Origin of the sequence: Dyadobacter sp. CECT 9275 (assembly GCF_907164905.1) — a bacterium.
GTDB lineage: Bacteria > Bacteroidota > Bacteroidia > Cytophagales > Spirosomataceae > Dyadobacter > Dyadobacter helix.
In genome coordinates, this window is the sequence record NZ_CAJRAF010000002.1 from 1 (window position 1) to 26232 (window position 26232).

General features: G+C 38.6%; 20 protein-coding genes. 13 read left to right on the forward strand and 7 right to left on the reverse strand.

Annotated elements, in window-relative coordinates:
- The 7 genes from KOE27_RS08180 to KOE27_RS08210 all read right to left on the reverse strand — a co-directional run.
- Nucleotides 1–628, reverse strand: a 628-nt coding sequence (locus tag KOE27_RS08180; RefSeq protein WP_215238424.1) for a helicase HerA domain-containing protein, incomplete at its 3' end; no start/stop codon positions are given.
- Between the two features lie 12 nt (nt 629–640).
- Entirely contained in the window at nt 641–2644 is a 2004-nt protein-coding gene (locus tag KOE27_RS08185) for an AAA family ATPase (protein WP_215238425.1), read from the reverse strand.
- A 5-nt stretch (nt 2645–2649) separates the two neighbouring features.
- The gene (locus KOE27_RS08190) at nt 2650–2865 is read right to left on the reverse strand and encodes a DNA modification system-associated small protein (RefSeq protein ID WP_215238426.1); all 216 of its coding nucleotides are present in this window, start codon (nt 2863–2865) and stop codon (nt 2650–2652) included.
- Between the two features lie 11 nt (nt 2866–2876).
- Nucleotides 2877–5171, reverse strand: a complete 2295-nt coding sequence (locus KOE27_RS08195) for a DEAD/DEAH box helicase (RefSeq protein ID WP_215238427.1) — start codon at nt 5169–5171, stop codon at nt 2877–2879.
- 7 nt (nt 5172–5178) lie between these two features.
- On the reverse strand, nt 5179–6840 hold the full coding sequence (locus KOE27_RS08200) for a site-specific DNA-methyltransferase (protein WP_215238428.1): 1662 nt from the start codon (nt 6838–6840) through the stop codon (nt 5179–5181).
- 225 nt (nt 6841–7065) lie between these two features.
- Nucleotides 7066–8979 carry an ATP-dependent nuclease gene (locus KOE27_RS08205; RefSeq protein WP_215238429.1) on the reverse strand — a complete coding sequence of 638 codons (1914 nt, stop codon included), beginning with the start codon at nt 8977–8979 and terminating at the stop codon, nt 7066–7068.
- 598 nt (nt 8980–9577) lie between these two features.
- A complete protein-coding gene (locus tag KOE27_RS08210) occupies nt 9578–10105 on the reverse strand; it encodes an RBBP9/YdeN family alpha/beta hydrolase (protein ID WP_072938603.1) in 528 nt (175 codons plus the stop codon).
- Nucleotides 10106–10495: 390 nt separating this feature from the next.
- Between KOE27_RS08210 and KOE27_RS08215 the strand changes: the two genes are divergently transcribed.
- The 13 genes from KOE27_RS08215 (at nt 10496) to KOE27_RS08275 (ending at nt 26149) form a co-directional block, all read left to right on the forward strand.
- Complete coding sequence (locus KOE27_RS08215; RefSeq protein ID WP_070562102.1) at nt 10496–10981, forward strand: peptide-methionine (S)-S-oxide reductase; 486 nt, start codon at nt 10496–10498, stop codon at nt 10979–10981.
- A 100-nt stretch (nt 10982–11081) separates the two neighbouring features.
- The gene (trxA, locus tag KOE27_RS08220; protein ID WP_070562100.1) at nt 11082–11408 is read left to right on the forward strand and encodes a thioredoxin; all 327 of its coding nucleotides are present in this window, start codon (nt 11082–11084) and stop codon (nt 11406–11408) included.
- A 21-nt stretch (nt 11409–11429) separates the two neighbouring features.
- Nucleotides 11430–11876 carry a peptide-methionine (R)-S-oxide reductase MsrB gene (gene msrB / locus KOE27_RS08225; protein ID WP_070562098.1) on the forward strand — a complete coding sequence of 149 codons (447 nt, stop codon included), beginning with the start codon at nt 11430–11432 and terminating at the stop codon, nt 11874–11876.
- 63 nt (nt 11877–11939) lie between these two features.
- A complete protein-coding gene (gene msrA / locus KOE27_RS08230; protein WP_070562096.1) occupies nt 11940–12431 on the forward strand; it encodes a peptide-methionine (S)-S-oxide reductase MsrA in 492 nt (163 codons plus the stop codon).
- A 210-nt stretch (nt 12432–12641) separates the two neighbouring features.
- Nucleotides 12642–13301 (forward strand): peptide-methionine (S)-S-oxide reductase MsrA, encoded by a 660-nt coding sequence (gene msrA / locus KOE27_RS08235; protein ID WP_070562093.1) that lies wholly within the window; start codon nt 12642–12644, stop codon nt 13299–13301.
- A gap of 28 nt (nt 13302–13329) precedes the next feature.
- Nucleotides 13330–14325: a type I glyceraldehyde-3-phosphate dehydrogenase gene (locus KOE27_RS08240; protein ID WP_070562090.1), complete on the forward strand. Its 996-nt coding sequence runs from the start codon at nt 13330–13332 to the stop codon at nt 14323–14325.
- 81 nt (nt 14326–14406) lie between these two features.
- Entirely contained in the window at nt 14407–14862 is a 456-nt protein-coding gene (locus KOE27_RS08245; RefSeq protein ID WP_070562088.1) for a TlpA disulfide reductase family protein, read from the forward strand.
- Between the two features lie 44 nt (nt 14863–14906).
- Nucleotides 14907–16388: a cysteine--tRNA ligase gene (gene cysS / locus KOE27_RS08250; RefSeq protein WP_070562085.1), complete on the forward strand. Its 1482-nt coding sequence runs from the start codon at nt 14907–14909 to the stop codon at nt 16386–16388.
- Between the two features lie 81 nt (nt 16389–16469).
- A complete protein-coding gene (locus KOE27_RS08255) occupies nt 16470–17303 on the forward strand; it encodes a helix-turn-helix domain-containing protein (RefSeq protein WP_229252705.1) in 834 nt (277 codons plus the stop codon).
- A gap of 678 nt (nt 17304–17981) precedes the next feature.
- Nucleotides 17982–19070: a FecR family protein gene (locus KOE27_RS08260; protein WP_215238430.1), complete on the forward strand. Its 1089-nt coding sequence runs from the start codon at nt 17982–17984 to the stop codon at nt 19068–19070.
- A gap of 168 nt (nt 19071–19238) precedes the next feature.
- Nucleotides 19239–22751, forward strand: a complete 3513-nt coding sequence (locus tag KOE27_RS08265) for a SusC/RagA family TonB-linked outer membrane protein (RefSeq protein ID WP_215238431.1) — start codon at nt 19239–19241, stop codon at nt 22749–22751.
- A gap of 20 nt (nt 22752–22771) precedes the next feature.
- Complete coding sequence (locus KOE27_RS08270) at nt 22772–24346, forward strand: RagB/SusD family nutrient uptake outer membrane protein (protein WP_215238432.1); 1575 nt, start codon at nt 22772–22774, stop codon at nt 24344–24346.
- A 21-nt stretch (nt 24347–24367) separates the two neighbouring features.
- Nucleotides 24368–26149: a metallophosphoesterase gene (locus tag KOE27_RS08275; protein ID WP_215238433.1), complete on the forward strand. Its 1782-nt coding sequence runs from the start codon at nt 24368–24370 to the stop codon at nt 26147–26149.
- Nucleotides 26150–26232 lie beyond the last annotated feature (83 nt).

Genomic DNA, 26232 nt, shown 5'->3' on the forward strand with positions numbered 1-26232 from the left:
TACTTTCAACTGATAAGGAACGCATTTCGTTCATTAAAACGGCTAAAAGGTTTGATTTTCCAGAACCTGTTGAACCTGCAATAAGAATTTGAGTGTTGGTTACATTTTTGCTATTCATATCTAAATAAGCACTAATATCCCCATCGTAATTACCTATATTTAAGTTTAATAATGGTATCTGTCCTGCTTTTATTGAAGCTGTTGTACTTACTTTTAGCCATTCGTGTAATGTGTCGCCTTTCATCAGCATATCAAAGCCTCTGAAAATCTCCGCATTAACGACTTTACTTTTTGTAATGTTATCTTCCCAATTTATTTCTAAATCGTGGTATCGTAACTTTATCATTGAAGACAGCATTCCATTTAGATTGTGAACCGTAAAAAGTGTTGGATGAATACTGTTGGACGACATTTGAATATTGAGTACTTCTTTGTTTCTTTTCTCATTATCGGACAATCCCGCAATTAAACAAATACGCATCAGTTTTGCATTTCCTTTCGGACTTACATTTTTATGATTATCGGTATAGTGTTTTAAATTGATGTGTTTCTCTAAACGCTCTCGCAAATCATTCATTTTTGAATTCAATGCTTCTGCTTGTCGTAATCCTGTTTCTATTGCTGCCATAACTACTTAAAATTAATTAGGAAAATAGCCTTCAACTACTTCTGTTAATTGATTTTCCTTGTCTCTTACTAGAGTGAATTTTTTTGAAATGAAATTTTCGATTTTACTCAAATCAATAGACTTTCTTATTTCACTATCTGTACTCAATAAAATGGTTTGATGTGATAATTTAGGAAAGTAATTTTCGAGTAATGAAGCTCGACTACTTTCGTCTAAATATCCAAAAACGGTGTCAATCATTACTGGAGGATTGTAATCTCCGAAATAATGCAATGATTTTAAAAGTACCTGGATTATTATTTGTTTTGAAGCTGCATTTAATTCATCAAGATATATTTCATTTCCAGCTTTGTGATAAATTTTGAATGAAAGATTACTTAAATCTTCTGACAATACTACACGATCTATCTGATTTTCATATACTACTAAAGTTGTATTTAAATCGTTTTTCATTGCCTCCTCAATACGTGCTTTTTTATTTTTTAACAACGCATTGGAAATATTTGAAAATAATGGACCTAATTTTTTCAGTACTTCCAGTTTAGGATTTGGTACTTCTTCATCTGACAAATCAAATCTTTTAATTTTGGTGTCTAAACGCTCAATTTCAGATTGGTAATTTTTGATACTGTCTTTGTATTCTTTTATCTTTAATTCGTTGGCATCATAACTTTGAATGATTTCTTCGCCGCCACCCATATCATTTTTTCTTAAATCCAATAATTGAATTTTCAAATTAGGTAGCGAAGCTATTTCTTTTTCTAAACTACTTTTTTGCTGCTCCAATATGTTGTATTGATTGATGCTTGACCAACCTAACAATTGTTCGAAATGAGTTATATCGTTTTTATCAATAAAATCATATTCTGTATCATTTTTGTTTTGACCTGATTTTTTAATGATATAATCTGCTAGTTTTATTTTCTGTTCGGCTGTTAGTTCTCCCTTTATTAAATTGTATTCTTTGAGGAAATCCAATACTTTTTCCGATACTTTATTGATGTGTTCCGGCTCTATAAAATCGCTATTATTTTGTTGGCTTTTCTCCGAAAGTATTAATTCAATTTCGTTTTGAACAATTGTAATGAGCTTTGGAATGAACACCTGAATTTCAATATCATTTAAGAATTTTTCTGATTGATCAATAAATAAGATTTCCTTGTTTAGAATATCTTCAATCTTTCTTTCTACAATTTGAATTTGCTCTTTGATATTTGCTTGAAAGTTTTTCCCATCTTTAGCACCTTCATAGAATTCTTTTTGAGCCAATGAATAACTCAAACTTCTGTCATACTTTACTTTAGTGGCATCTATTAAATCCTGGTATTTTTTATGTTCTTCTAAAAGGTTTTTGTATTGAATTCTTTCTTCTTCCACTTCGATACTTTGCGCAATGTATTCCTGCGTTAGTGTATTGGTTGCATTGCCTAATTGAATGTATTTATTGAAACCCATTACGTTTTCAATATTTTCTTTGATAACACGATTAAGGTATTCGTCTTTTAACAAATTACCTGCTTCCATTGCATCAAAAAGGAAATACTTACTTAATTCTTGTGGTAGATTGGCTTTGATTATTTTATTTACTTCGGCTTCTTTTTTTACTCTTTCGGCGTGTGGTGTAGCCGTACCGTAATTAAAAACGTCACCGTTAAGATTAAGCATTACTGCTTCTACAGGATTGTTTTGTGCATTGAGTGTGTATAATCGCTTGATTATGTATTTGTAATCGCTGTGTAATACTTTACCTGTGAAGTGAATTTCTAATTCAATTTTGTTGCTGCTATTACCTGCGTTTTTTGCCCTTTCGCCAGCGTTTTGCAGTTTGTTGAAGTGCTGCTCATCTTTTACTTTTAGACCATACAATGCACTATAAATGGCTTGAAATAGAGTAGTTTTACCACCACCATTTTCTCCACCAATTAATATTATTGGCTGCTCTTCGTTTACGGTTAAATCCAAATCGAGTTCCCGATAGGTTTTGAAGTTTTTGGCAATTATTTTGGTAATGAGCATAGTACTTATATTTTGTTTAAAGCCTTTTCGATAATTTTTTCAATCTTTTTGCTGTCAATATCTTCGTTATTGATTTTAAGATTGTGGAACTCTTTTAGTATATTCTCCTCTAGCCATTCAAAGCCTAATCCTTGTTCATCACAAAGATTTTTGATTATTTCCATATCGTCTTTACGAATACCAAAATGAATGAATGTTGTATCTAGTCCTTTGTTTATCATAATCTATTTATTTATAATGAAATTGGATTAAACATATCCCAACCTGCTGTATCTTTTGTGTTGGTTATTTTATTGTTGCAATACCACCAAGTTGATACATTATTAGGCGATTTTTCAATCAATATTCCACCAATAGTTTTTAATCCTTTACCGTTTCTTTCTGCAATAAAATTTACTAAAGCATTGTGTTTTAAATGTGCATTTGCAGGATCACTTCCTGCCGTTTTTGTATCAAATAAACAAGAAACATTAGATTTACTCAATATTACAAAATCGACATAAAAAAGACTTTGTTTGCCCAAATAATCAATATAAGGTACTGCAAAATGTTCTTTGGCTTTTTCTCCATTTTTGTACCACCAATGAAGATTTCCTTTGTTTTCTTCTAAAAACTCTGCAAACTTAACTTCGGGTTTTGATGCCCTGTTGTATTCATAAAACGGTTCTAAAGCGTGTCTTTGTACTGCTTCTTTTTCCTCATATAACTCATTGTAAATTCTTTCAATTGGCACTTCCCATTGATAATTTTGAACATCTTTTGTAGCGTTGTTTGCTTTATGCTCTTGCATTTCCTGATAACGCTCTTTTGCCTTTTCTATTAACTCAATGAAGATGGGTTGGTTTTGGTCATACAACATTATTTTAATAGCATCATATTCTATAATTCCGAAGTAGTCTTCAAAAAAGTATTTCATACCACCTTCCAAAACTGGCGTACTATCTACCGCTGCATAAGGTGCTGTTAATGCTCTACAAAAATCTTTGAATAATCGAGCCAATTCACTTGGCGTTTTTGCAAAACGTGCCGTTTCAGTAACTAATTTTGTTTGCTCTTCCCCAGTTAATAGTACATTTTCCGGAATAACAATTTCAATTGTATTTATATCCGTGTTTATGAAACGTTTTTTTAATAATTGTTTATTGGTTTCAAAAAAATGGTCTGAACCCATTTCTCTTTTTAATTCCCAATTTAATTCTGCAATTTCGTATAATGCTTTTCTGAAAGTAGCTCCTAAACGATTACGAACTATTCTAGTATTGATATAAGTAGAATTCAATTGAACTGGCACATAATCTTCTATTCTACGTGCTTTGTTCATTGTGATATAACTCATATCATCTTTTACGATTTCGATTTGATTTTTACTTAAATTGGTAAAAACATATCCTTGATTTAATAACGGATTTGGATAATGTTTTTGTTCTGGCATACGCAGAATTCTACCTACGGTTTGAATGGTGAATGTGGTACTTTTTAATTCCCTGAAAATTAATAACACTCCTGCTCGTGGACAATCCCAACCTAATGCTATGGCTTGTTTGAATAGCAAAACTTCAACCATATTATCGGGTTTTTCAATATCCTCTATATTGTCTTTTCTGCCTGATAACCAAACTGCCAGTTTATTGTTATTAACCGTAATATTATATTTAACCTCTAAATTCTGCAATACTACATCAATGTATTTTTCATCATCGGCTGTATTGTTATCGCTAGTATCGTTTGGTAATTGTATTAGTAAAAGTGGATTAATTTTAACCCCTAAACTTTCATACGCTTGGCGTAATTCTTCTCTTTTTGCTAACGCTTGTTCTAATAAAATTTCTTCTAATGAGCGACCTTGTTGTACGATGGTATCTAATGCAGGATTTAGAATAATGCCTTCTTTTATCATTTCTTCGGCAATTACATCTTGTCGTTCTACCAAAGTTCTATAATCGCTATTTGTGGTTGGTGTAGCAGAAACCCGAATTTCTATTTTTGGATATATTTTTTGCAATACTTCATTTGCTCTTTTTGCTGTTTTGGTATTGGCGAACATATGTTCTTCATCAATAATTACAATAATTTCTGTATCGTTTAATTTGGCTTTGTTAATGAAACTATATAGGTTTTTATTGCTTTCATTTTCCCTAATCATTGTGTTTTTCTCTTTGTTGATGCTTTCCCAATTGACAAACAAAACTTCATTAGGTTGCAATTCATTATCTGTAACATCCTCAAAGAAAATAGGTTTTATGGAACGCATTTCAGCAAAATATCCTTTCAAAGAATTATAGCTTTGTATGTATAATTTGTTTGGAGCAATCCAGATAAAAGCTGCTTTGCGTTTTTCTAATTCGTAGCGTTCTGGTAATTCTTCGCAAAACTTATTTAATAAAGATGCCATCATTACTGTTTTACCTGAACCCGTTGGTGCTTTGAAAACTAGGTTCTGCCTAGCATTTGGTCGTTTTAATAACTTAAGCAATTTTTGTGAAAGATCAATGACTGCTTCGTCTTGGTAATTTTTTAAGTGTATCATTTATGAATTAGTCATTTTCATTATTAAATAAATCTTTTTCTTCCTCAATATCATCTTCTAAAATTGGAATAATTTCTCTTTTTATTTTAGGAAGGACATTTTGATAAGCTTTATATATAGCATCGGGTAATGAACATAATGTGATACAATCTAAAACTTCTTCAAAATCTTCTGTATATGGATATTGGCCGTTGCTAAATACATATACTTTTATAGGATTATTATTTTTCTTTTCAGTTTTAAGTTGTTTGATAATATCAATACTATCTTCAATATATATGTCATCATAAATAATCATCATCTGTGACTTCGCATCAGCAAAAATGGATATTTGAGATTGCTTTATACCTTTAAATGTACTTATTGGAATATAACAGTTTTCTTTAATACATAGTAATTCTGTCGATAAGATTGTAAGTTCTTTTTTATTTTTTAATGTTTTTTCACGACTTACAGATTCACTTTTGTAATAACGCAAATTATTATTTTTTAAACTTTCTTCAAACCCACCTTTTGAATTTTCATATCCTTGGATAGCATTTTTTATTCGTACATAAGTTACTTCTTCACAAATATTATTTTCATTATTAGTAACAATAATGCATTTGTTATTAAAATTGAATTTTTTGTTTAGTTGCATCACTGAGTGTAAAGTAGAACCTGAACCTCCAAAGAAGTCTAAAACTATTGATTCATTTGATAAATTTGCTAATTCAAAAACTTTACTCAAAAAATCTAAAGGTTTTTTACCGTTTTTAAAATCAACACCGCCCTCATATCCAACGGTATTAAATTCATTTACAAAGTCAAAAAAATTAGGATAAGGCAGTCCAGTGTCAGATTTTGATTTAATTGGTTTTCCTTGAAAATAAGTGCCATTTTTAACATTTTTATTAGGCGGTTGCATAATAAATCTATATCCTAATCCATCGCCTCTTGTACCCATATTAATGACCTTATACAATGTTTTGTATCCATCTAAGTCTTTTTTGATTCTTAGGTTATTCTCATAAAACTCTGAAGCAGAGCCGCTTTGTGTAATTAATGAGCCTCGAATAGAATATGATTTTAAATCACCTTCTCCAGGATTTGTTTGAACTAAAGTATAAGATTCTGTATCGTATATCTCAACTTCATAACCGCCAATAAATTCAATTTTTTGTGGTGGTTTAGTAATATTTATATTGTATTTATAATCGTTATCAACTTCTCTTTCATTAGTTCTTCTTGGTGGAATAAATTCATTCGTTTTTCTGTAAGCTAATAAGTATTCAGTAGTTTGATGATACCTAATGTCTTGCCTTAATATTCTATTTTCGTGTCTTACTTTAATAGTAAAAATATTTTCGCAGTTATATTCTCCAAAAACTTCGTCACATAACATCTTTAACTGACAGAATTCATTGTCATCAATAGAGATAAACATTATTCCTTTATTATTCAATAGGTTTTTAGCTATTTTTAGTCTTTTAGACATAAAACTCAACCAAGTAGAATGTCTAAATGGATGTTCCTTTTCAACAAATTGAGCTTCGTCTTTAAAAGTGTCGTGGTATTTAAAATCCTTATTACCAGTATTATATGGTGGATCAATATAGATTACATCAATTTTACCTTCGTGGGTAAAAGTTAGAGCAGTAAGAGCGTGTAAGTTGTCGCCTTCAATCAAAATATGGTTTGGGTTATCATCGCCATTGATAATTGCTTTGTCTTTTACTTCTTTTAAAACTGGTAAATTATCTCGTAATTGTTCTTCTACATCTTCGGGTTTGTCTTCCCAAACTAGGCCATATTTTTTCTAGGTGTTTACCAAATTAATTAAATAGGCGCGTTCGTCTTGAGAGATACCCTCGAGTTGTTTTATTTTTGAGATTAGGTCTTGTTTGTTCATAGTTTATTTTACTGTACCGAATTCGATAATGGTTTCAATTAATTTTATAAGGTTTGGCGATGTTTCTCCTTTTACCCAAGCTAATTCTAATGTCCGTGCTACAACTAAAGGGTTTTTATGAAGTCCTCCAGCATTTCCAAATTCTAAACTTGCTTGATCAAAATAAGTTTTCCAATTTGAGATTTCACTTTGTACTTCAATTCCTAAATTTGATTTCCAAGCCCAAAGATTTGGTTTTACAACATTGACAGATTGAAATTCATCTTCGGTTGCGTGTCCTTGAATGGTTAATAATTTTTTGTTATCTGGTTTATGTTGATGATGGTATTTTTCTTCCACGTCAGTATCACTATCGTACACAATAAAGGCATTAATATTTAGTAGTTTGACTACTGCTGCTGGTTCTATTATGTTACTTTTTTTATCGGCATTGATTAAGTGCATACCCGAAGCTCTGAATTGCCCTGATAATCCCATTAATTCTAAATAGGTTTTGATGTAAGCAATATCCTCAATACCCTCTACAAAAACTGGAACTCTACAAAAAAACATTTCATTTATAGACGGACTTAAATATGGAAATAGTTTTGCTACAATTCCTTTATTATTGACTGGTTTTGAACCAATACTTGTTAGATATTCAGATAACTCTTGATAAGTCACTCTTGAACTTAATGTTTCAATTGGATTACCGTTTTCACGAATAATTCTTATTTTTTCAAAACTATTTTTAGGAATGAATAGTGGCGAATGTGAGCATAACATTACTTGCGTATTTAGTCCTGCCAAATCCATTAATGTTTCCGCTAAATGCCTTGCTTGTGGTGGATGCTGATATAGTTCTGGCTCTTCTATACTTAATATTAATGTTGGCGCATTTTCGTCATCGGTTGTACTTAATTCTTGCAATAAAGCCAACATAAACGACCTTTGTAAACCGTGACCAAATCTTGACAACTCTCCTTCAAAACCTCTTTCTCCTAATGCTATGGCTGCCGAAGGTTCTTCAATTTTAATGGCTTTTTCAGCATCTTTTTTCCATTGAACGGAAGCACTAATGCTTGGATTTGCCCATTGGCTTAATTTATTTTTCAATGAAGAAGAAATATCATCTAAAACATTTTGCTCATCAGCCAATAATTGAGAATATTGTACATCAACTACTTTTCTGATTTCTGATATTCTCTCCGTAAAATTAACCTTGGCTCTTACGGTTCGTGATAATAATATCCCTAAAGCTGAATTTTTATTTTCTTCTCCTTCTTCTGTTACGTCTTTTGAAGCTGAAACAAATACCCATTGAATGTGAGGTAACAAAAGATTTGCACCTCTTGAAACACCATAGAACTGGTCTTCACTAGGTATTAAAACACATTCGTCTGGTCTTGCTGCTTCATATTCTCTTAATGCCGTAATTTTAGCATCTTTAAATCCTGCATTTGGTAAATCGGTAAATTTAACTTGTAACTGACTGTAACAAGCATTTAATTCAGGTGCTTTGGCTGAAGCTTTTTCCAGTTCAAAAAATATTCTAAAATCATCAATCCCTAATCTGTTACCAAATTGTTTGATTTCAGCTCTTTGTGTTGCAGCATCAAATTCAGCTTTGGCGGTTACAATTAACTTTCCTTGTCGAGCATAATTACTTAAATCTTGTTCCGCCTGTTTACTTAATTCAGTAAATGTTACTGTAATTTCAATAGGCTCGGCAGTATTGCAGTGATGGAAATCTTTTTCAGTTAGCTTACTCAAATCTGTTTTACTGTCTTTGTAGTGTCTGAAAAACACTTGCAATGCTGTAAATACTGTTGATTTCCCCGCGCCATTTGCCCCAACTAAACAAGTATAATTATCAAAATAAATAGTATCATCCTTGAATGAGCGGAAGTTTTTTATGCGTACAGTTTCTATTTTCATAATTAAGCTAGTTGTTGTAATCGATTAGTTTCTTATTAAGAAATTAAGAAATACATTTTCTAAACAAACTATCTCATTATTAATTAATGCTTTAGTTTAATCTACATATTGTCTTTCCTTGAAGCTTTTAGATGTTGAATTGTCAATTTTTAACAATAGGATGTAAATATATAAAAAAGCAAACGAAAGAAAAATGAGGAAAACCGTAAACGGAAGAAAAAAGAAGCATAATAGTGCGAATAAATTTAGGGTAAGGAGGGTAAGGTAATTTGGGATAAAAAAGAAATTATTTTTTTTGAACATAAAAAACGGTTTTAAGTGGCTGTTTGAATGCAAAATGGAACGACTACTTTATTATTTTGCTTTGATATGGTCTGATATTACCCGATTGTTTGAGAATAAAAAAAACTAAAAATGTTTCTTGAAAAACATCCTACTCGAAACCGCAACCGAATAGAATTACTAATGATGAAGATAACAACTAAAGCTCAATAGTAAAAGTCAAGCCCGAACAGTTGCTGATAGCGAACAAAAAACTGAGAATATATTCGTCGCCCCTCCATATTGCCAAACCGAATATTGGTAGCAGTGCATTTTGTCAACCGAGTGTTTTTAAAATCTCCATTCCTTCGTCCCAATTTGTGTGTCCTGAAACTGCATTGATGTGTCCTGCGTTACCAATATTTATAAATTCACTTCCCCAACTGTCTGCAAAAAATTTGGCTCTGTCCAACGAAACCCAAATGTCGTCCGCACTTGCTACAACGATTGTCTTAAAATTTATTTTGTCAAGTGGAATTGGTGCAAAACCTGTCGCTGGAAAAGTGTATTGTGGTGCTTCAAGGTCGCTTGGTGCAACAAGCAATGCTCCTTTAATTTGTCTTTTGTATTTTGTCGCCCAATGAGCAATAGTTGAACAACCTAAACTGTGTCCGACAAGTACAACAGTTGAAGGATCAAACTCTAAAACTTTCTTGTCAATGACAGTTATCCATTCTTCACAAGTTGGTGCGTCCCACTCTTGTTGGTGAATTCTAAAAAAATTATCTCCTGATTTTTCAAAATATGTCTGCCAATGTTCTGGTCCTGAATTTCCAAGTCCTGGTATAATTAAATAATTTGTCATTTAGTCTAAATGTTTTTTGTCGTTTTGAATTTTAGATGACTATGCAATACATTCAATACTGATTGGGAAACTTTTATTATGCCTAATTTTGAACTATTGAGTAAAAAACAAATCACATAAAATTTCTTAATGATTAAAGAGAAGGCACTAATCCTAAAAACAGATGAAAAATAAGCTAGATATTCTAAATGTTTCTCTGTTTTTTTGTAAATTTGCTATTGATTTACAAGGAATTTGGTTGAAAATGAATGCAATGAGCACCATTACTAAATCGTTACCGATAGTGTTTATGAATCTTGTAAACTACTCTTAATTAGCTGTTTTTGGATTTGCTAATTTTTTTTAAATATAAAAGACGCTAGCTCAGATAATAATTTGTTAATAAGAAATATGAAAAAAATAGGTTTTGGTGGAGGCTGTCATTGGTGTACAGAAGCCATATTTCAGGCTTTAAATGGCGTTGAGTCTGTGGAGCAGGGCTGGATCTCCTCATTGAACCCCTATGATACATTTTCAGAAGCCGTTATTGTCCATTTTAATGAAGGCATCACACTGGATGTGTTAATTGAAGTGCATCTGCTGACGCATAGTAGCGCAAGCGCACACAGTATGCGTTACAAGTATCGTTCGGCAGTGTATTATATTGATCCCAATGATAAAGACACTATCGAAATAATAATCAATAAACTGTCAAAGGAAAATGACACCAAATATATTACACAGACACTGCCCTTGGCAGACTTCAGATTGAATTCGGAGCGTTTCCTCAATTATTATAAAAAAGACAAACAGAAACCTTTCTGCCAAACCAATATAAATCCTAAACTAGCTGCAATACGCAAAACATTCGGTCATCATATTCGAAATGATTTTTAAGATGGGAAGAATTGCCAAAATATCGGGTGATAACGGTAAGAGAAAGGGTATTGCCGTATATTAACTTTGTGGAGTTAGATAACAATTAAAGTTTTTAGTTATGAGAAAAATAGAAAGTAAACAGGAATTTGAAGAAACAATTCAAAAAGAAGCAAGCGTAGTTGTAGATTTTTACGCCGACTGGTGTGGTCCTTGCCAGACGCTATTACCCACATTGGATGACCTGTCCAAAGACTTTGAGGGGAAGGTCAAAATAGTTAAAGTTAATGTTGATAATCAACAGGAACTTGCCCAGCGTTTTGGTGTGCGTAGCATCCCCACATTGATCTTTTTCAAGAACCAAAAAGCTGTGGAGACCATAGTAGGTCTTCGAACCAAGGATGAACTTCAAAAGAAGATATCCGCGTTGGAAATAGGAAATAAATAGTAACATTCAAAATAAATAGTTATGTTAAACTGGAATGATATCATCAAGTTCGTAAACAAAGGTAATCCTGTTCCGACTCGCAGGGTGGAAAAAACAGACGAGGAATGGAAAGAACTGTTAAGCCCCGATTCGTATTTTGTTACCAGGGGGAAGGGTACTGAGCGAGCACATAGTTCGGATATGTGCGGCTTATTTGAACCGGGTAAATATGAATGTATCAGTTGTGGAACACCTTTGTTTGATGCAACTGAAAAATTTAACAGCACTTCTGGCTGGCCTTCTTTCACTCAGCCCATAGCTGTTGAAAATATTGCCTACCATAAGGATGGTGGTTATGGTATGATAAGAGTGGAAACGACCTGCAATGTCTGTGATGCGCATTTGGGCCATGTTTTTCCGGATGGTCCTGCACCAAGTGGTCTTAGATACTGTATCAATGCCGTGGCGCTTAAGAAAGTAGAGGGCTGAGATCTCTCAAGCATTTCAGATCAAAAATTTTAAAGAACTTAAATAAAATAAAAGCTATAAGTAATGGAAAATTTGAAAAAAGCATATTTGGCGGGTGGATGTTTCTGGGGCATGGAAGATCTTTTCAGAGCACGTCCTGGCGTAATTAATACCGAAGTCGGGTACTTAGGGGGACAGAACGATAATCCCACCTACGAGTATCATCCCGGCCATGCAGAGGGTGTTGAAATTACCTATGATCCAAGCAAGACAACTTATAGGGAGTTATTGGATTATTTTTTCAGGGTACATGATCCCAGCACGGTAGATAGGCAGGGCAATGACAGGGGCAAAAGTTACCGCTCGGCACTATTCATTCAGAACGATGAAGAAGGAAATGATGCCGTGGAAATGATCAAATTAGTTGATGATTCGCAACGCTGGCCTGGAAAGGTAGTAACGACATTGGAGCCGTTCACAAAATTTTGGCCTGCCGAAGACTACCATCAAGATTATCTGGTCAAAAATCCGAATGGCTACACCTGCCACTTTGAGCGCTTTGGAACTTTTTTGTAAAGCAATGAACAAAGTAACGGCAGAAATTTACCAGCTGCATCCCGATCGGTATATATTGGTCTCTGGACAGGAGGAAGGCGCACCTACATGCCCTTATGAAAATGTCCAACAATGGGTTGGCTATGATACCTTAACCAAAGAATATATTCGGTTTACAAAGTCGGTATACAAAAAGCTTGTTGAAGAAATGGAAAATAAAAAAATAAAGATATGAATATAGTAGTTTTCTTATCGACCGCACTCGGCTTCTTCGCCATGACAGGTTGTAGCAACAGTATGAGTAACAAAGCCGAGCATAATAAGGGCTTGGAAGAAAAAGTAAGCATTACTGAAATGACAGGCAATAGCGATAGCACGGACGTTATCTATTTTGCCGGAGGATGTTTCTGGGGAACAGAGCATTTTTTTAAACAGGTAGATGGTGTTATCGCTACCGAAGTAGGCTTTGCCAATGGCCGTACCGACAATCCGACATATGAGGATGTAGTACAGAAAAATACGGGCTACGCTGAAACCGTAAAGGTTACATACGATGCTGAAAAATTGGATTTGAATCTGTTACTTGATTTGTATTTCCTTGCTATTGATCCTACGAGCGTAAATAAACAGGGTAATGATATCGGTGATCAGTACCGTACGGGCATTTATTACACCTCAGGCCAGCAGTTACCACTTATAAACCAACGGATAAATAAAGAGGCGGCAAAACATATCAGAGCTATAGCAGTTGAAGTAACCCCCATAAAGAAATATTATAAAGCCGAGGATTACCATCAAGACTACCTGGATAAGAATCCGGGAGGATACTGCCATATTAATCCGGCACTTTTTAAAGTGGCGAAGGAAGCTAATAAGGCAACCAATAAATGATAATATCATCAAAAAACTATAAAAAATCATGAAAAAAGTAGCAATCAACGGATTTGGTCGCATAGGAAGGGCAGCATTAAAACTGATTTTTGAAACCGATGACCTTGAAGTCGTCGCCATAAACGATTTGATGTCGGTAGAAAATGCAGCATATCTGCTTAAATACGACAGTAACTATGGTAAGTATGCTAAAGATGTTAAATTTGAAGGAGACAGCTTATTTGTGGGGGATAAAGAAATCAAGTATTCCAGTCTACGCAACATTTTAGAGTTACCATGGAAAGCACTCAATGTAGACGTTGTTATTGAAAGTACCGGCATATTTACCAACAGTGCCGATGCTGAAGGGCATATTCTGGCTGGTGCTAAAGCAGCTGTAATTTCAGGTCCTACAAAAGACACTCCAACAGTTGTTTATGGCGTAAATACTACAGATGATAAGACATTGGTCTTTTCTTGTGCAAGTTGTACGACCAATAACATCAGCCCTGTAATAGAAATTTTGGGAAGAAGGTTAGGTATAAAAAAAGCAATTCTTAATACCATACATGGATATACTGCTTCACAAAGCCTTGTCGATGCGCCTTCGAAAAAAGAGCCACGCATGGGTAGAGCGGCCGGCTTGAATCTGGCACCGGCTGCTACGGGAGCAGCCATAGCGACTACTAAAGTATTACCTCAGTACGCCGGAAAGTTCGACGGCGTTGCCATTAGAGTTCCCGTCCCTGTTGGCTCCATTTCGGATATTACTTTTATTGCTGAGAGACCTACCACGGTTGAGGAAATCAATCAGATTCTGTCAGAAGAAGCGACCACAGAACGGTATAAAAAAGTGATCGCTGTAACAAATGAACCCCTTGTATCAACTGATATCATAGGAAGTGCTTTCGCTTCTACCGTAGATTTAGAAATGACAAGGGTTGTTGATGGAGACCTAGTGAAAATAATGGCTTGGTATGACAATGAATGGGGATTTACCAATCAGATGATCAGACAGATTCAATCAATATGGCAACCTGAATAAACTGATTTAAGCGCACATGCTTACGTCGATTAACTGCATTCCCCTTCTGAAAAGGATAGGGGAATTTTGATATTTATTGTTATGGAAATTTTGAACAACCAAATCCAACCCTGGCATTTGGAAAGTATCGGACAGAAAGATCTTCCACATTACGATAGCTTCAAAGGAAAACCCTTATTGATCTTGTTTTTCTATTTAGGCTGTCCGGGATGTGTAGGAAGAGCTATCCCATTTGCCAATAAAATGGCGTATGAACACGGGGACAAGATGAACGTATTAGGGATTCATAGCAATTTTGAAGGTCCCGAATATACCAATGATGAAATTATTGAAAATTTAAAGTCATTGCATGTTAGGTTTCCGGTTTTTAGGGATGCCGGTATGGCCACCACTTTTCACGATTACCAAGCCGGGGGGACACCTCACTGGGTTTTGGTAGATAAAAACGGTAAGGTAGTCCGTTCCATATTTGGTTCGGATCCCAATCGAGCATTATTATGGTTAGATTACGCAATTATTGAAGAGTTGGAAAAGTGAATTAGAATTTACCTTCAAAACATTGCAACTTTTGAATATTCAATATGACTATATATAAAGATCATCCACTGAAAATATATAACTCACTTTCGAACGAAAAAGAAATATTCACACCGATTCAAGATGGTCACGTTGGGATGTATGTCTGCGGTCCGACGGTGTACAGTAATGTACATCTTGGTAATGTAAGGACATTCCTCTCGTTCGATATCATCTATCGCTATCTTCTGCATTTAGGCTATAAAGTCCGTTATGTGCGTAATATCACTGATGTAGGACACCTGGTTGATGATGCAGATAGCGGTGAAGATAAAATTGCAAAAAGAGCGCGTTTGGAACAACTTGAACCAATGGAAATTGTTCAACGCTATACCGTTGATTTCCATGATATCCTCCAAAAATTCAACCTTTTGCCGCCAAGCATTGAACCAACGGCGACCGGTCACATGATTGAGCAAATCAATGTCATACAGAACATCATAGATAAGGGCTATGCCTACGAATCGAATGGATCGGTATATTTCGACGTGGCAAAGTATAGTGAGGATTACGATTATGGTGTGCTCAGCCATCGGGACCTGATACACACGCTTGATAACTCCAGACCACTTGACGGCCAGTCTGACAAACGGAATGAACAGGATTTTGCGCTATGGAAGCGTGCTGATCCACACCATATAATGCGCTGGCCTTCGCCGTGGAGCGATGGTTTTCCGGGATGGCATACGGAGTGCACCACAATGAGCACAAAATACCTTGGGCAAAGATTTGACATCCACGGTGGAGGTATGGATCTGAAATTTCCACATCATGAATGTGAAATAGCTCAGGGAGAAGCCTCCACGGGCCATGCACCGGTTAACTACTGGCTGCATGCCAATATGTTAACGCTGAATGGAAAGAAAATGTCCAAATCTAGTGGAAATAATATTCTGCCAGATGAGATTTTGGCTGGCGACAATCCTGTTCTTAGCAAAGCGTTTTCAGCTTCGGTGACGCGTTTTTTTATGTTACAAACGCATTATCGAAGTATTATGGATTTTTCGAATGAGGCGATCCTGGCTGCTGAAAAAGGATACGACCGCCTGATGAAAGCGATAAATAGCTTATCGAAGCTTGAGCCTGGAAATAGATCGACACTCGACATCGCTGGTTGGGAAGCCAAATGTTATGAGGCGTTGGATGACGATTTTAATACGCCGATACTTATCTCACACCTTTTTGAAGGCGTTACGTATATTAATCAACTGAAAGACAAGACTGCCATACTTTCAGCAACCGATCTGGAACATTTCAATAAAGGTATTTCAACCTTTGTTTTTGACGTACTAGGATTGGAAATGAGATCGGGTGTGTATGACAGCTACGCTGAAAAACTCGACGGGACAATCAAATTACTAATTGAAATTAGGAATAAGGTGCGAGCAGATAGAAACTTTACTTTGTCAGATCAGATACGCAACCGACTCGCTGAGTTAGCTATCAAATTGAATGATTCAAAGGAAGAAACAACTTTTAACTATTGATCTGATTTAAAGATTCGCTTTAAATTAAATTGTGTTTTGAGATTATATGTATTTTTGATAATAATATAGAAGTACTTTAAATTGAATATTAATATGATCTATCAAGGAAAGCAGAACGAATACTTTGAGTTGGAGTATGTAGATTGTGACAATTTCAGAAGCTTTAGGCCGATTGTATCTGGGGCTCTGCAGCTACTGTGGTTTCAATCTGACGGAAACAAATTGATCATCGATGGCATTCACCAAACTTTTAATAACAACCAGATTGTTAGTCTCTCTCAATACCATCATGTGCAATATGAGCAGATTAACGCTATGAAAATGCTTCGGTTCAATTCAGAATTCTATTGCATAATTAACCATGATAGCGAAGTCGGCTGTAAAGGTGTATTGTATTATACACCTGCAAAAATACCGGTTGTTTCGGTTCAGGAGCCGCAATTTGCGATAATGAATGATGCCTGGAACCTAACCGATATGGAATTAGAAATGAAAGACGAATTGCAGCTTGAAATGCTGCAAATTGTCCTCAAGCGCATCCTGATACTGTGCACAAGAATATACAAAATGCAAGGTACCTTGTCTTTCATCGACGATAGTCAGCATAATTTAATAAGGGAATTCAATTTTCTGGTTGAACAAAACTTTAAGGAGCAGCATAGCGTCTCTTACTATGCAGGTTTATTACACAAATCACCAAAGACCATTACCAATACCTTTAAGAAGATTGATGAAAAATCACCACTTCAGCTTATCCATGACCGTATTCTGTTAGAGGCTAAAAACTTGCTGCATTATACAAAACGGGATATTTCTGAAATAGCGTACGAACTCGGATTTGAAAACGTGCAGGTATTCAGCCGATTTTTCAAGAGACTCTCAGGTATTTCTCCTACCGAATTTCGACTCAAATAAAAGAAGAGAATTTAGGCGGATTAGGCTTAAAAACATAGCAATTAAAAACGTAGACCTCTTTAAGGGCAGATCTTGAACAGTAGGGTAAATCGATCTTAATAGGTTTCGATTTAATTATTGTGCGACCTGATTGACTGAGTTTTTAATGTCTTGAAAAAAACTCTAACTCAGTAAGGCTGTCATTATGGATATAAAACAGCACCATAGCTTTATGCTCAGTGTTCCTGGTACATGGATAGGTCAAACTACCAGCCTTTGCTTAAGCCATATATCTAAAGCATTCTGTATCTCTCTGTTTGGGTACATATTCTATATACACCTTGCCATGTCTTATACTAAAGCAGGGCTCATACTATTGGGATTACGGTAATGCGCAATTGTAGGAGCACACAAATGAGCAACCTCCGCAATAACTTTGTAAGTCGAAATAAAGGGTAAAGAGCCAATGTACTCTACCCTTTATTTTTTATATTTGCAATATTGATTTACAAGGTAATCAAATGAAAAAGAATGTAATAAGCACCATTACTAAATCGTTACCGATAGAGTTTTCCTCTCTTGTAAACTACTCTTTATTAGTCACTTTGTGCTATATTAATCTTTTTTGCAAAAAAAGTAAAAAAAATGGACTAAAAATAGTCGGTTTCCGCACTTGGTAGCAAACCAAAGGTTGAGCCAATGTCCAGGGACTATTCAAAATATGAAATAGAAGATTTTGCTTTTGACGAATCTTTTCAAAAGTGGGTGTTCGGTGAGAATTCCGGACAGCCTGGTTTTTGGGAAGATTATATCAGCGAAAACCCGCATCAGACAGACAAAATCCTCGCTGCCCGATTGCTGGTCCAGGAGCTCAGCTCGGATGAAAACGCATCAGAACTTTACGCTGACTTAAAGGAATCCGTTTGGGAAGAAATACAAGATCGGGTTGCGACCAAAAAGGTAACGTTCTGGAACAGGCTTTCCGCATGGAAAATTGCGGCCTCCATTTTACTGGCAAGTGCTGTTATGATTGGTTCGTACAGGTTGGCCACCACCTTGGGAACACGGGATACATTGCCAAAGGCTTTGGCTGCTCAGAGTAAGGACCGCCTGTTTGAGGAAGTTAACAGGACAGATAATGTTCTAAAAATCAACCTGGACGATGGTAGCACGGTAAGCCTTTCCAAAAATAGCCGGCTGATATACCCTAAAAAATTTGGCCCCGGGGAGCGTATTGTCCAACTGAAAGGCGAGGCATTTTTTGAAGTTGCCAGAGATGCCAACCATCCCTTCCTTATTTATGCCAATGAGACGGTTACAAAGGTTCTCGGGACCAGTTTTCGGATACGGGCTTTTCAGACTGACCCTTCGGTAGTTGTTTCCGTAACCACGGGTAAGGTATCTGTTTTCGCTCAGAAAGATATGGAGCAAAATGCAGCCACAGGAGGTGTAGTTCTCACGGCCAATCAGCAAGCGGAATTCACAAGAAGTCAGCAGCATTTCACCAAATCATTGGTGGAGAACCCCATCGTTTTGGCCGGAGAAAGGGATATACAGTTTGATTTCAACGATACACCCTTAAATCAGGTTTTCGACTTACTGCAGGCGGCTTATGGTGTAGAGATTATATACAATCCGGAGCTGGTGGAGAACCGAACCCTCCGTGTCAATCTGGGTAACGAAAGCCTTTACGAAAAGCTGAACGTGGTGTGCAATACCATGGGAATGAGCTATCAGGTGGTAGATACAAAGATTATTATAGAAACAAAAAACAAACCCGATTCCTAACCCTTAACCCCCTTATAAAGTACTATGATATAATAGCTGTTAAAAAAAAGTCAGCAATGGTGCAACATTGCTGACTTCAAAGATCGCCTCCCTGAACCTCTGTGGCAAGAGGGGGAGACATGTCTTGCCTATTCACATTTCCAGGAACATTCAAAACGTATCAAAGGTATGCAAAAAGAACATTTACCTCTTAAAATCTTATTCGTCATGCTGAAATTCTCCGGCATACACATTATTCTGGTCATGCTCACCTTCGGAATGAGCATGGCAAAGGATGGGCTGGCTCAGGATTTGTTAACCCGTCCTATATCTTTGGAGATCAGGAACCAGCACATCCGCACGGCCTTGTCCTTAATTGAAAAATCGGCGAATGTAAAGTTTAGCTACGAACCTGCTATCATTCTTAAAAATGAAAAGACTACCCTGGTAGCCAATGCAGACCCGCTCGCCCTGGTGCTGGACAAGCTACTCACGCCTTTAGGGCTGACCTTTTCGGTCTCCGGAAAGTATATCATCCTGATGAAGAAAAACAAAACCATGGAGGACGCTTCGCTGCACTCCACGGAGAAAAACAGTAGTTCATTTTCAGAAACGAAGGTGTCGGGAAAGGTGACGGATGAAAAAGGGGATGCCTTGCCGGGCGTCAGTATTCTGATCAAGGGAACAGGATCCGGAACCATTACGGATGCTAATGGAAAATACACGATTGATTTCCCCAATACGAGTGCCATACTGGTGTTTTCGTTTGTAGGCTATGATAGCCAGGAAATCGAAACCGGATCCAACAGTGATCTGAACATCTCCCTGAAACCCTCATCCAGGTCATTTGAAGAAGTTGTGGTAGTGGGTTATGGTACCATGAAAAAAAGAGACATCCTGGGGTCGGTAGCCACACTGAAATCCGACGACCTTCAAAAGCTCAAACCCGCATCCATGGATGCCGCGCTTCAGGGGATGGCCTCAGGCGTAATGGTGACGTCAACTGGCGTTCCGGGCGCCCCGGTACAGGTGAAGGTACGTGGTATTAACTCCGTATCGTCCAATACAGATCCCTTATGGATTGTTGACGGTATACCCATTGTAACGGGAGCCATAGGGTCCGATTTCAACGGATCTACCAACCAGAATATTCTTTCGATGATTAATCCGGCAGATATTGAATCCATGCAGGTATTGAAAGATGCAGCGGCCACTTCTATTTACGGTTCGCGTGGTTCCAATGGCGTCATTGTCGTGACCACCAAGAGTGGCAAAAAGGGAAAAAGCACCTTTGACGTAGACATTCGCGCAGGTGTCAGCAACTGGACGAAAACAGATGTAGGTATCGCTTCGGGAAAGGAGTTTGTGGAGATCATGGATCTGGTGAGATCCAACAGCCGTTTAGCCGGCCCGTATGAGCCTGTGCAAAGCCTTGGACAGCTGGATACCTACCAAACTTCCATGACAAGAGCCGAAGCCATGAGCACCAATACCAGATGGGCCGATCAAATCAGTCGCATGGGTAGCTTTTCCGATGTTCGGATATCAACAAGCAGTGGTTCGGAAAAAACCAATTCTTATCTGTCACTGAATTACAGGAAAGACAACAGCAATCTCAAATTCGGTGATTTGCAAACGCTTTCCAGTAATTTCAATATTAAACATAACCTGCTCAATACCTTATCCCTGGGATACAGGATGCTGGCATCCTATACAAATAATAACCGCATCAGCTCAGGTGACGGCAAACAAGGCGCAGGAGGCTGGGGACAAGTAAATTCCAATGCGCTGCCCTGGTACAAAGTATATGACCCGGATGGTGTCAACGGGTATTGGAACCCGCAGTCGATGGTCAATCCGCTTGCCAGTATGGATCCGGTACATTCAGAAAATAACCTGAAAGCTTTGAACCTGCTGACCGGGCTTAATGCCGATCTGAAGCTTCCTGTCAAAGGCCTGATGTTACATGGTGAAGTGGGGTTGAATTATGTCAACAGCCAGGCAGCATCATGGATTAGCGAAAAAGTCCGCATACTGGGAAGCCGTGCTCAGGAAAGTAAAATAAACTCGTCCACGCTGAATTATAACTCCTATTTCAATTATGACGCTACTTTCCAAAATCACCATGTGAATGTGGTAGCCGGGGTGGAAGGCACACGCGCACGATCCCATGCTACCAATCTGACCGGGATTGGATTGGTTGGCACTTTTCATGAGATAGGCACGCCCACCACGCTCTCGGGCAGCAGTAGCCTGGGTAACGAAGCGTATCTGATGGGGATCTTCGGTAGGGCCAATTACAATTTCAAGGAGAAATATTATGCGGGATTGAGTATCCGCCGCGACGGAATTTCGAAATTCGTTAATGAAAACCGCTGGGCTACTTTCCTGTCCGGGTCCCTGGGCTGGATTATCTCCGAAGAGAAGTTCTTCAACTTTGAGGCAATTAATCTGTTGAAATTCAGGGGTAGTTATGGACAAACGGGTAATACCAATATCCCTACGGGTATCACAGGAGATATCTGGAGCAACCGTTCCGGCGACGGCACACTGCAATTATCCAACTCCAAAATGCTTACCAACATCGGCAACCGGAATGTCAAATGGGAAACCACCAGCACGATAGACTTTGGTGCAGACTTCGGATTGTTCCAGAACAGGATTAATGGATCCGTAGCGTGGTATACCAAAAAGGTTCAGGATATGTTGCTTAAAGCCACCGTTCCTTTGTCGGCGGGGATACAGCAAAGTAATTCGATCTGGCAGAATATTGGCGATATGAAAAGTTATGGATTGGAATTCGATATTGACGCCCTGCTCATTTCCAAAAAGGATTTTAAATGGAGAGTGGGAGGGAATTTTGCAACCAACCGCAATAAAGTACTGGCGCTTACACCGGAACTGGACAAAGCAGGAAACGGTATCTTCCCGTCAGAAACGGTGCGCGAAATTATCAAAACCGGATTACCGTTGGCCAACTGGTATATGGCTGACTATGCAGGCGTAGATGCTGACAAGGGTATTCCTATGATTTATGAAATCGAAAGGCAGGAAGGTGGTACCCTGCGTCGTACAGGCAAAATAATACCTGCTACTACCACCAACCAGACTGCCAACAGGATGATTCTAGAAGGAAAAACATCAATTCCGAAGGTTACCGGGGGTGTTAACACCAACGTAACCTATAAAGGGTTTAATGTAAGTATGTTCTGGAATTTCGCCGCGGGTCATTACATCTATAACAGACTAAGACAAAGCCTGATGACGCCCAATACAGGACTGATGACGCTTTCGCAGGAAATACTTACCGATACCTGGAGGAAACCCGGCGATCATACAAAGTATCCGATGACCACATACGGCAATAGCTATTATTACAACAGCGACGGCAGCCCTTCAAACGTACAGGTGCAGTATGGCAGCGAAAATATCACGCCTAATTCGCTATATCTGGAAAAAGGGGATTATCTGCGCCTTAAAAGCCTTCAGTTGGGTTATAATATCCCCGTAAAACTAGCCGAGGCTAGTCGTATAAAGGGGATCTACGTGTATCTGAGTGGGACCAATTTGCTGACATTCACTAAATTCTCGGGTTATGACCCCGAAGTGAATATCATTGACGGCTCCTTGAGCAGCGTCGTATTTGCTCTTGAAATGCCTCAGTCAAGAGTTTTTTCCGTTGGTGTCAGTGCTAAATTCTAAACGATTCAATGTAGTAAATCATGAAAATATATCATAAGATTCTCAAAGCCTGCTGTATTTTTCTTCTCACATTTGGGATGTCGTCCTGTGAAAAGTATTTCGAACTGGAAAGACCTTTTCAGTTCCCCTGGCAGAACGCGAAGGAGCTGGAACTTGCCGTTCGGGAAGGGTACCTGCATTTGTCCAATGATCCCTGGTTTAACCCCATGGGTTCCCTGTCAATGGTTCAGTTCGGCCAATCGGATATTGTAAGGTTACTGCCGGAAGCCATCCAGGGGAATAATTATGCCACTCAGTACTATAACCGCACCTATGCAAGCGCGCCATCGGATAAGGAAGTGGCCGAAACTTTCAAATTTTTATATTACATCATTACCAATAATAACGCAGCGCTACAATTGCTGAACGATGCGGAAAGAGACGGTAAGGATCCTTTTGAAGGGATGGTAAATGCTGACCGCGAGTTGGTGAAACGTTATAAAGGTGAATTGTATTTTATGCGCGGGGTAGCCTATTGGTATCTTGCAAGACTATATGCTCCTCCTTTCGATCCAAAGGGAGCTAATGACAGCCGCCATTTCGTTTTACGCACAGACTATGTCAAAACAGCGGAAGGATTGAAAGAACCCTATTTGGGTACAGTTGCGGAAGTTTGGGGGTTGATACAGAGCGATTTGGAAAAGGCAAAAGAATTGCTGCCCGAAAGTTACGTCACAACCGAAACCCAGCCGAAAGGAAGGGCGAACAAATTTGCAGCATCGGGTATGTTAGCAAGGGTATATTTCATAACCGGGCAGCATGCCAAATCAAAGGCTGAATGTGACTTTATACTGGGTAGTTCTATGTACGACCTTTCGGAAGATCCGATTGTGGCATTCAATCGCACGGGTGCGCAAAGTGCGAAAGAGGTTATCTGGGAAACAGCCTACGTGAGCCCAAGCACTCGTTTTGACAGGACGCCTGGTATTTATGGAAAGAACCTGTACAACAACAATAACCGGGGAGGGGATTATTCCACCTACACGATGGGATACGCCGCTTTGAAAGAAATCGGATGGATGACCGACGGACTCAAGGGCAACTACGCAGAAATACCGGATGCAAAAAAGGATAAGCGCTACACGCAACTTTACAGGCGTTATGAGGAATATGGCGCCGTTGGTGGTGATCCCAATGCAACTTGTAAAGTGGCAAGGCCGGAAGTATGGGTCGACAAGTACTTCCGCTCATCCAGCGGCCGCCATTCCAACAGGCCTATGATCAGACTTGCGGAAATTTACCTCACCCGTGCCATTCTGCGTTTTAATACCGGTGATACCCAAGGGGCCGCGCAAGACCTGAATGTGGTCAGAAAACGTGCCGGATTGGGAGATATCACAGCCTCGGATATCACAGCCAGCGATATCCACAACGAACGTACCAAGGAACTGGCTAGTGAGCATGGAGACCGCACCCATTACCTTATAGGATTACGCATGCCTTTAGGAATAGGTGACAGAGATCCGGCCCGTTTCTCGCCGGTAGCGCCGCCTTACTCCGCATACTACTGGTCCGTACCGATCATTGAGCAGCAGCAAAACCAGTCGTACAAATAGGGACCTTTATCATTCGTGTCAATGCAAAAGTTATGTATTACCATCTGTCTCATCGTCTTTTCTTATTTCATTGCCAAAGGACAGGGTAAGCCCATATTAAAGTTCAATGCTCACGCCAGGTTCAAAATTGTGCAGTTTACCGACACGCACATTCAATATGATTCCTATCGTTCGGACAGCGTACTGGCCGTAATGAAAACGGTCATTAAAAGGGAAAAGCCGAATCTGGTGATCCTCACCGGCGATGTTGTCGGCTCTGATAACAGAAAGAAGGCGTGGCTGAAAGTGGCCCGGGTAATGAGTGATGCAAAAGTTCCGTGGGCCGCGAGTTTGGGAAATCATGACGCAGAGTACGAAATTACCAAAGAGGAAACCATGGCTGCGATCGTAGGATTGCCCTATAACCTCACCATAAGCGGACCGGAAGAACTGGCCGGAAAAGGGAATTACGTCTTGCCGATTCAGTCGTCAAAATCGCAGAAGACAGCGGCCCTCTGTTATGTGTTAGATTCCGGTGAAAAACCAGACCCGAATGCTTACGAGTGGATGGATGATAGCCAGGTGCAATGGTACAGGAAGCAGAGTGCGGCATTTACCAGACAAAATAGTGGTACTCCGCTTCCTTCCCTGGCGTTTTTTCATATTCCTTTTGTTGAGTTCCATCATGTTATCGGGAAAAGTACCACCGTTGGCGTTAATCTGGACGCAATACCGGCTTCGGGTAGTTCCCGTTCCAACCTTTTTACCACCATGCAGGAGTGCAAAGATGTAATCGGTGTATTTGTGGGGCACGAGCACAACAATAATTACATTGGCTGCCTGGATGATATCTGCCTTGGATTCGGTCAGGCGACCGGACGACAGATTTATGGAGAACTCGGATCAGGAGCAAGGGTTATTGAATTGTATGAGGGACAACGGAAATTCGATTCCTGGATTCTGAAGTTATACGACAATAGCCGAGAAAAGGATACATGGAAACCTGCCAACAGCAATGAAAGGAAGTTTTTTGTTTCCTACCCGCGCTCGTTCGCAGAGAAAAAACCAAATGCCAGTAAGATCACCATGACAGCAGACGCGGATACCCGGTTGGGTATCCGCTTGTCTGGCAGCGGAACAGCTACGATCGATTGGGGAGACGGCTCCGCGAAGCAGGTCCTTACCCTTGCAGATGGTGCCGGTGTAAAAATCGATCATACCTACCCGGATGCCTCTGCACATACCATCGCTATCAATGGCGAGCATATCACAGCCCTGGACTGCAGGGATAGTAAATTATCCTACCTGGATGTAAGCAACAACACGGCGCTGACTTTTCTGGATTGCAGTGAAAACAGACTGACCTATCTGGACCTGAGCAACAATACTGCGCTGAAAATACTGTGGTGTAATGGCAATCAATTAAATTATTTAGATGTCAGTAAAAATGCATTGCTATCCGAGTTGTATTGCTACCGAAACCTGTTGACAAATCTGGATGTCACTAAAAATACCAGGCTGACCTGGTTGAATTGTTATCAAAACCTTTTAACAAGCCTGGATCTTGGAATGAACACATTACTGAGACGGCTGGATTGCTACGAAAACCGGTTGAAGACGTTGGATGTCAGTAAAAACACGGCACTGCAATGGTCGGTTTGCTGTGATAATCAGCTTTCAGCCGAGTCTCTGAATGCCTTGTTTGCGACCTTACCTCAAAGCGCCGCTGCCGCAAAATTATACGTAGCTGGTAACCCCGGTGAAAAGGATTGCGACCGGAGCATTGCCAAGAGTAAAAACTGGACCGTCGGCCTCAGGTATTAAAACTTAACTGTACAGTCTCATCATCCGGTACCGCTGGTTAAACAGGAGATACCTTGAAATAACCGCCGGTCAAAAAACATTCC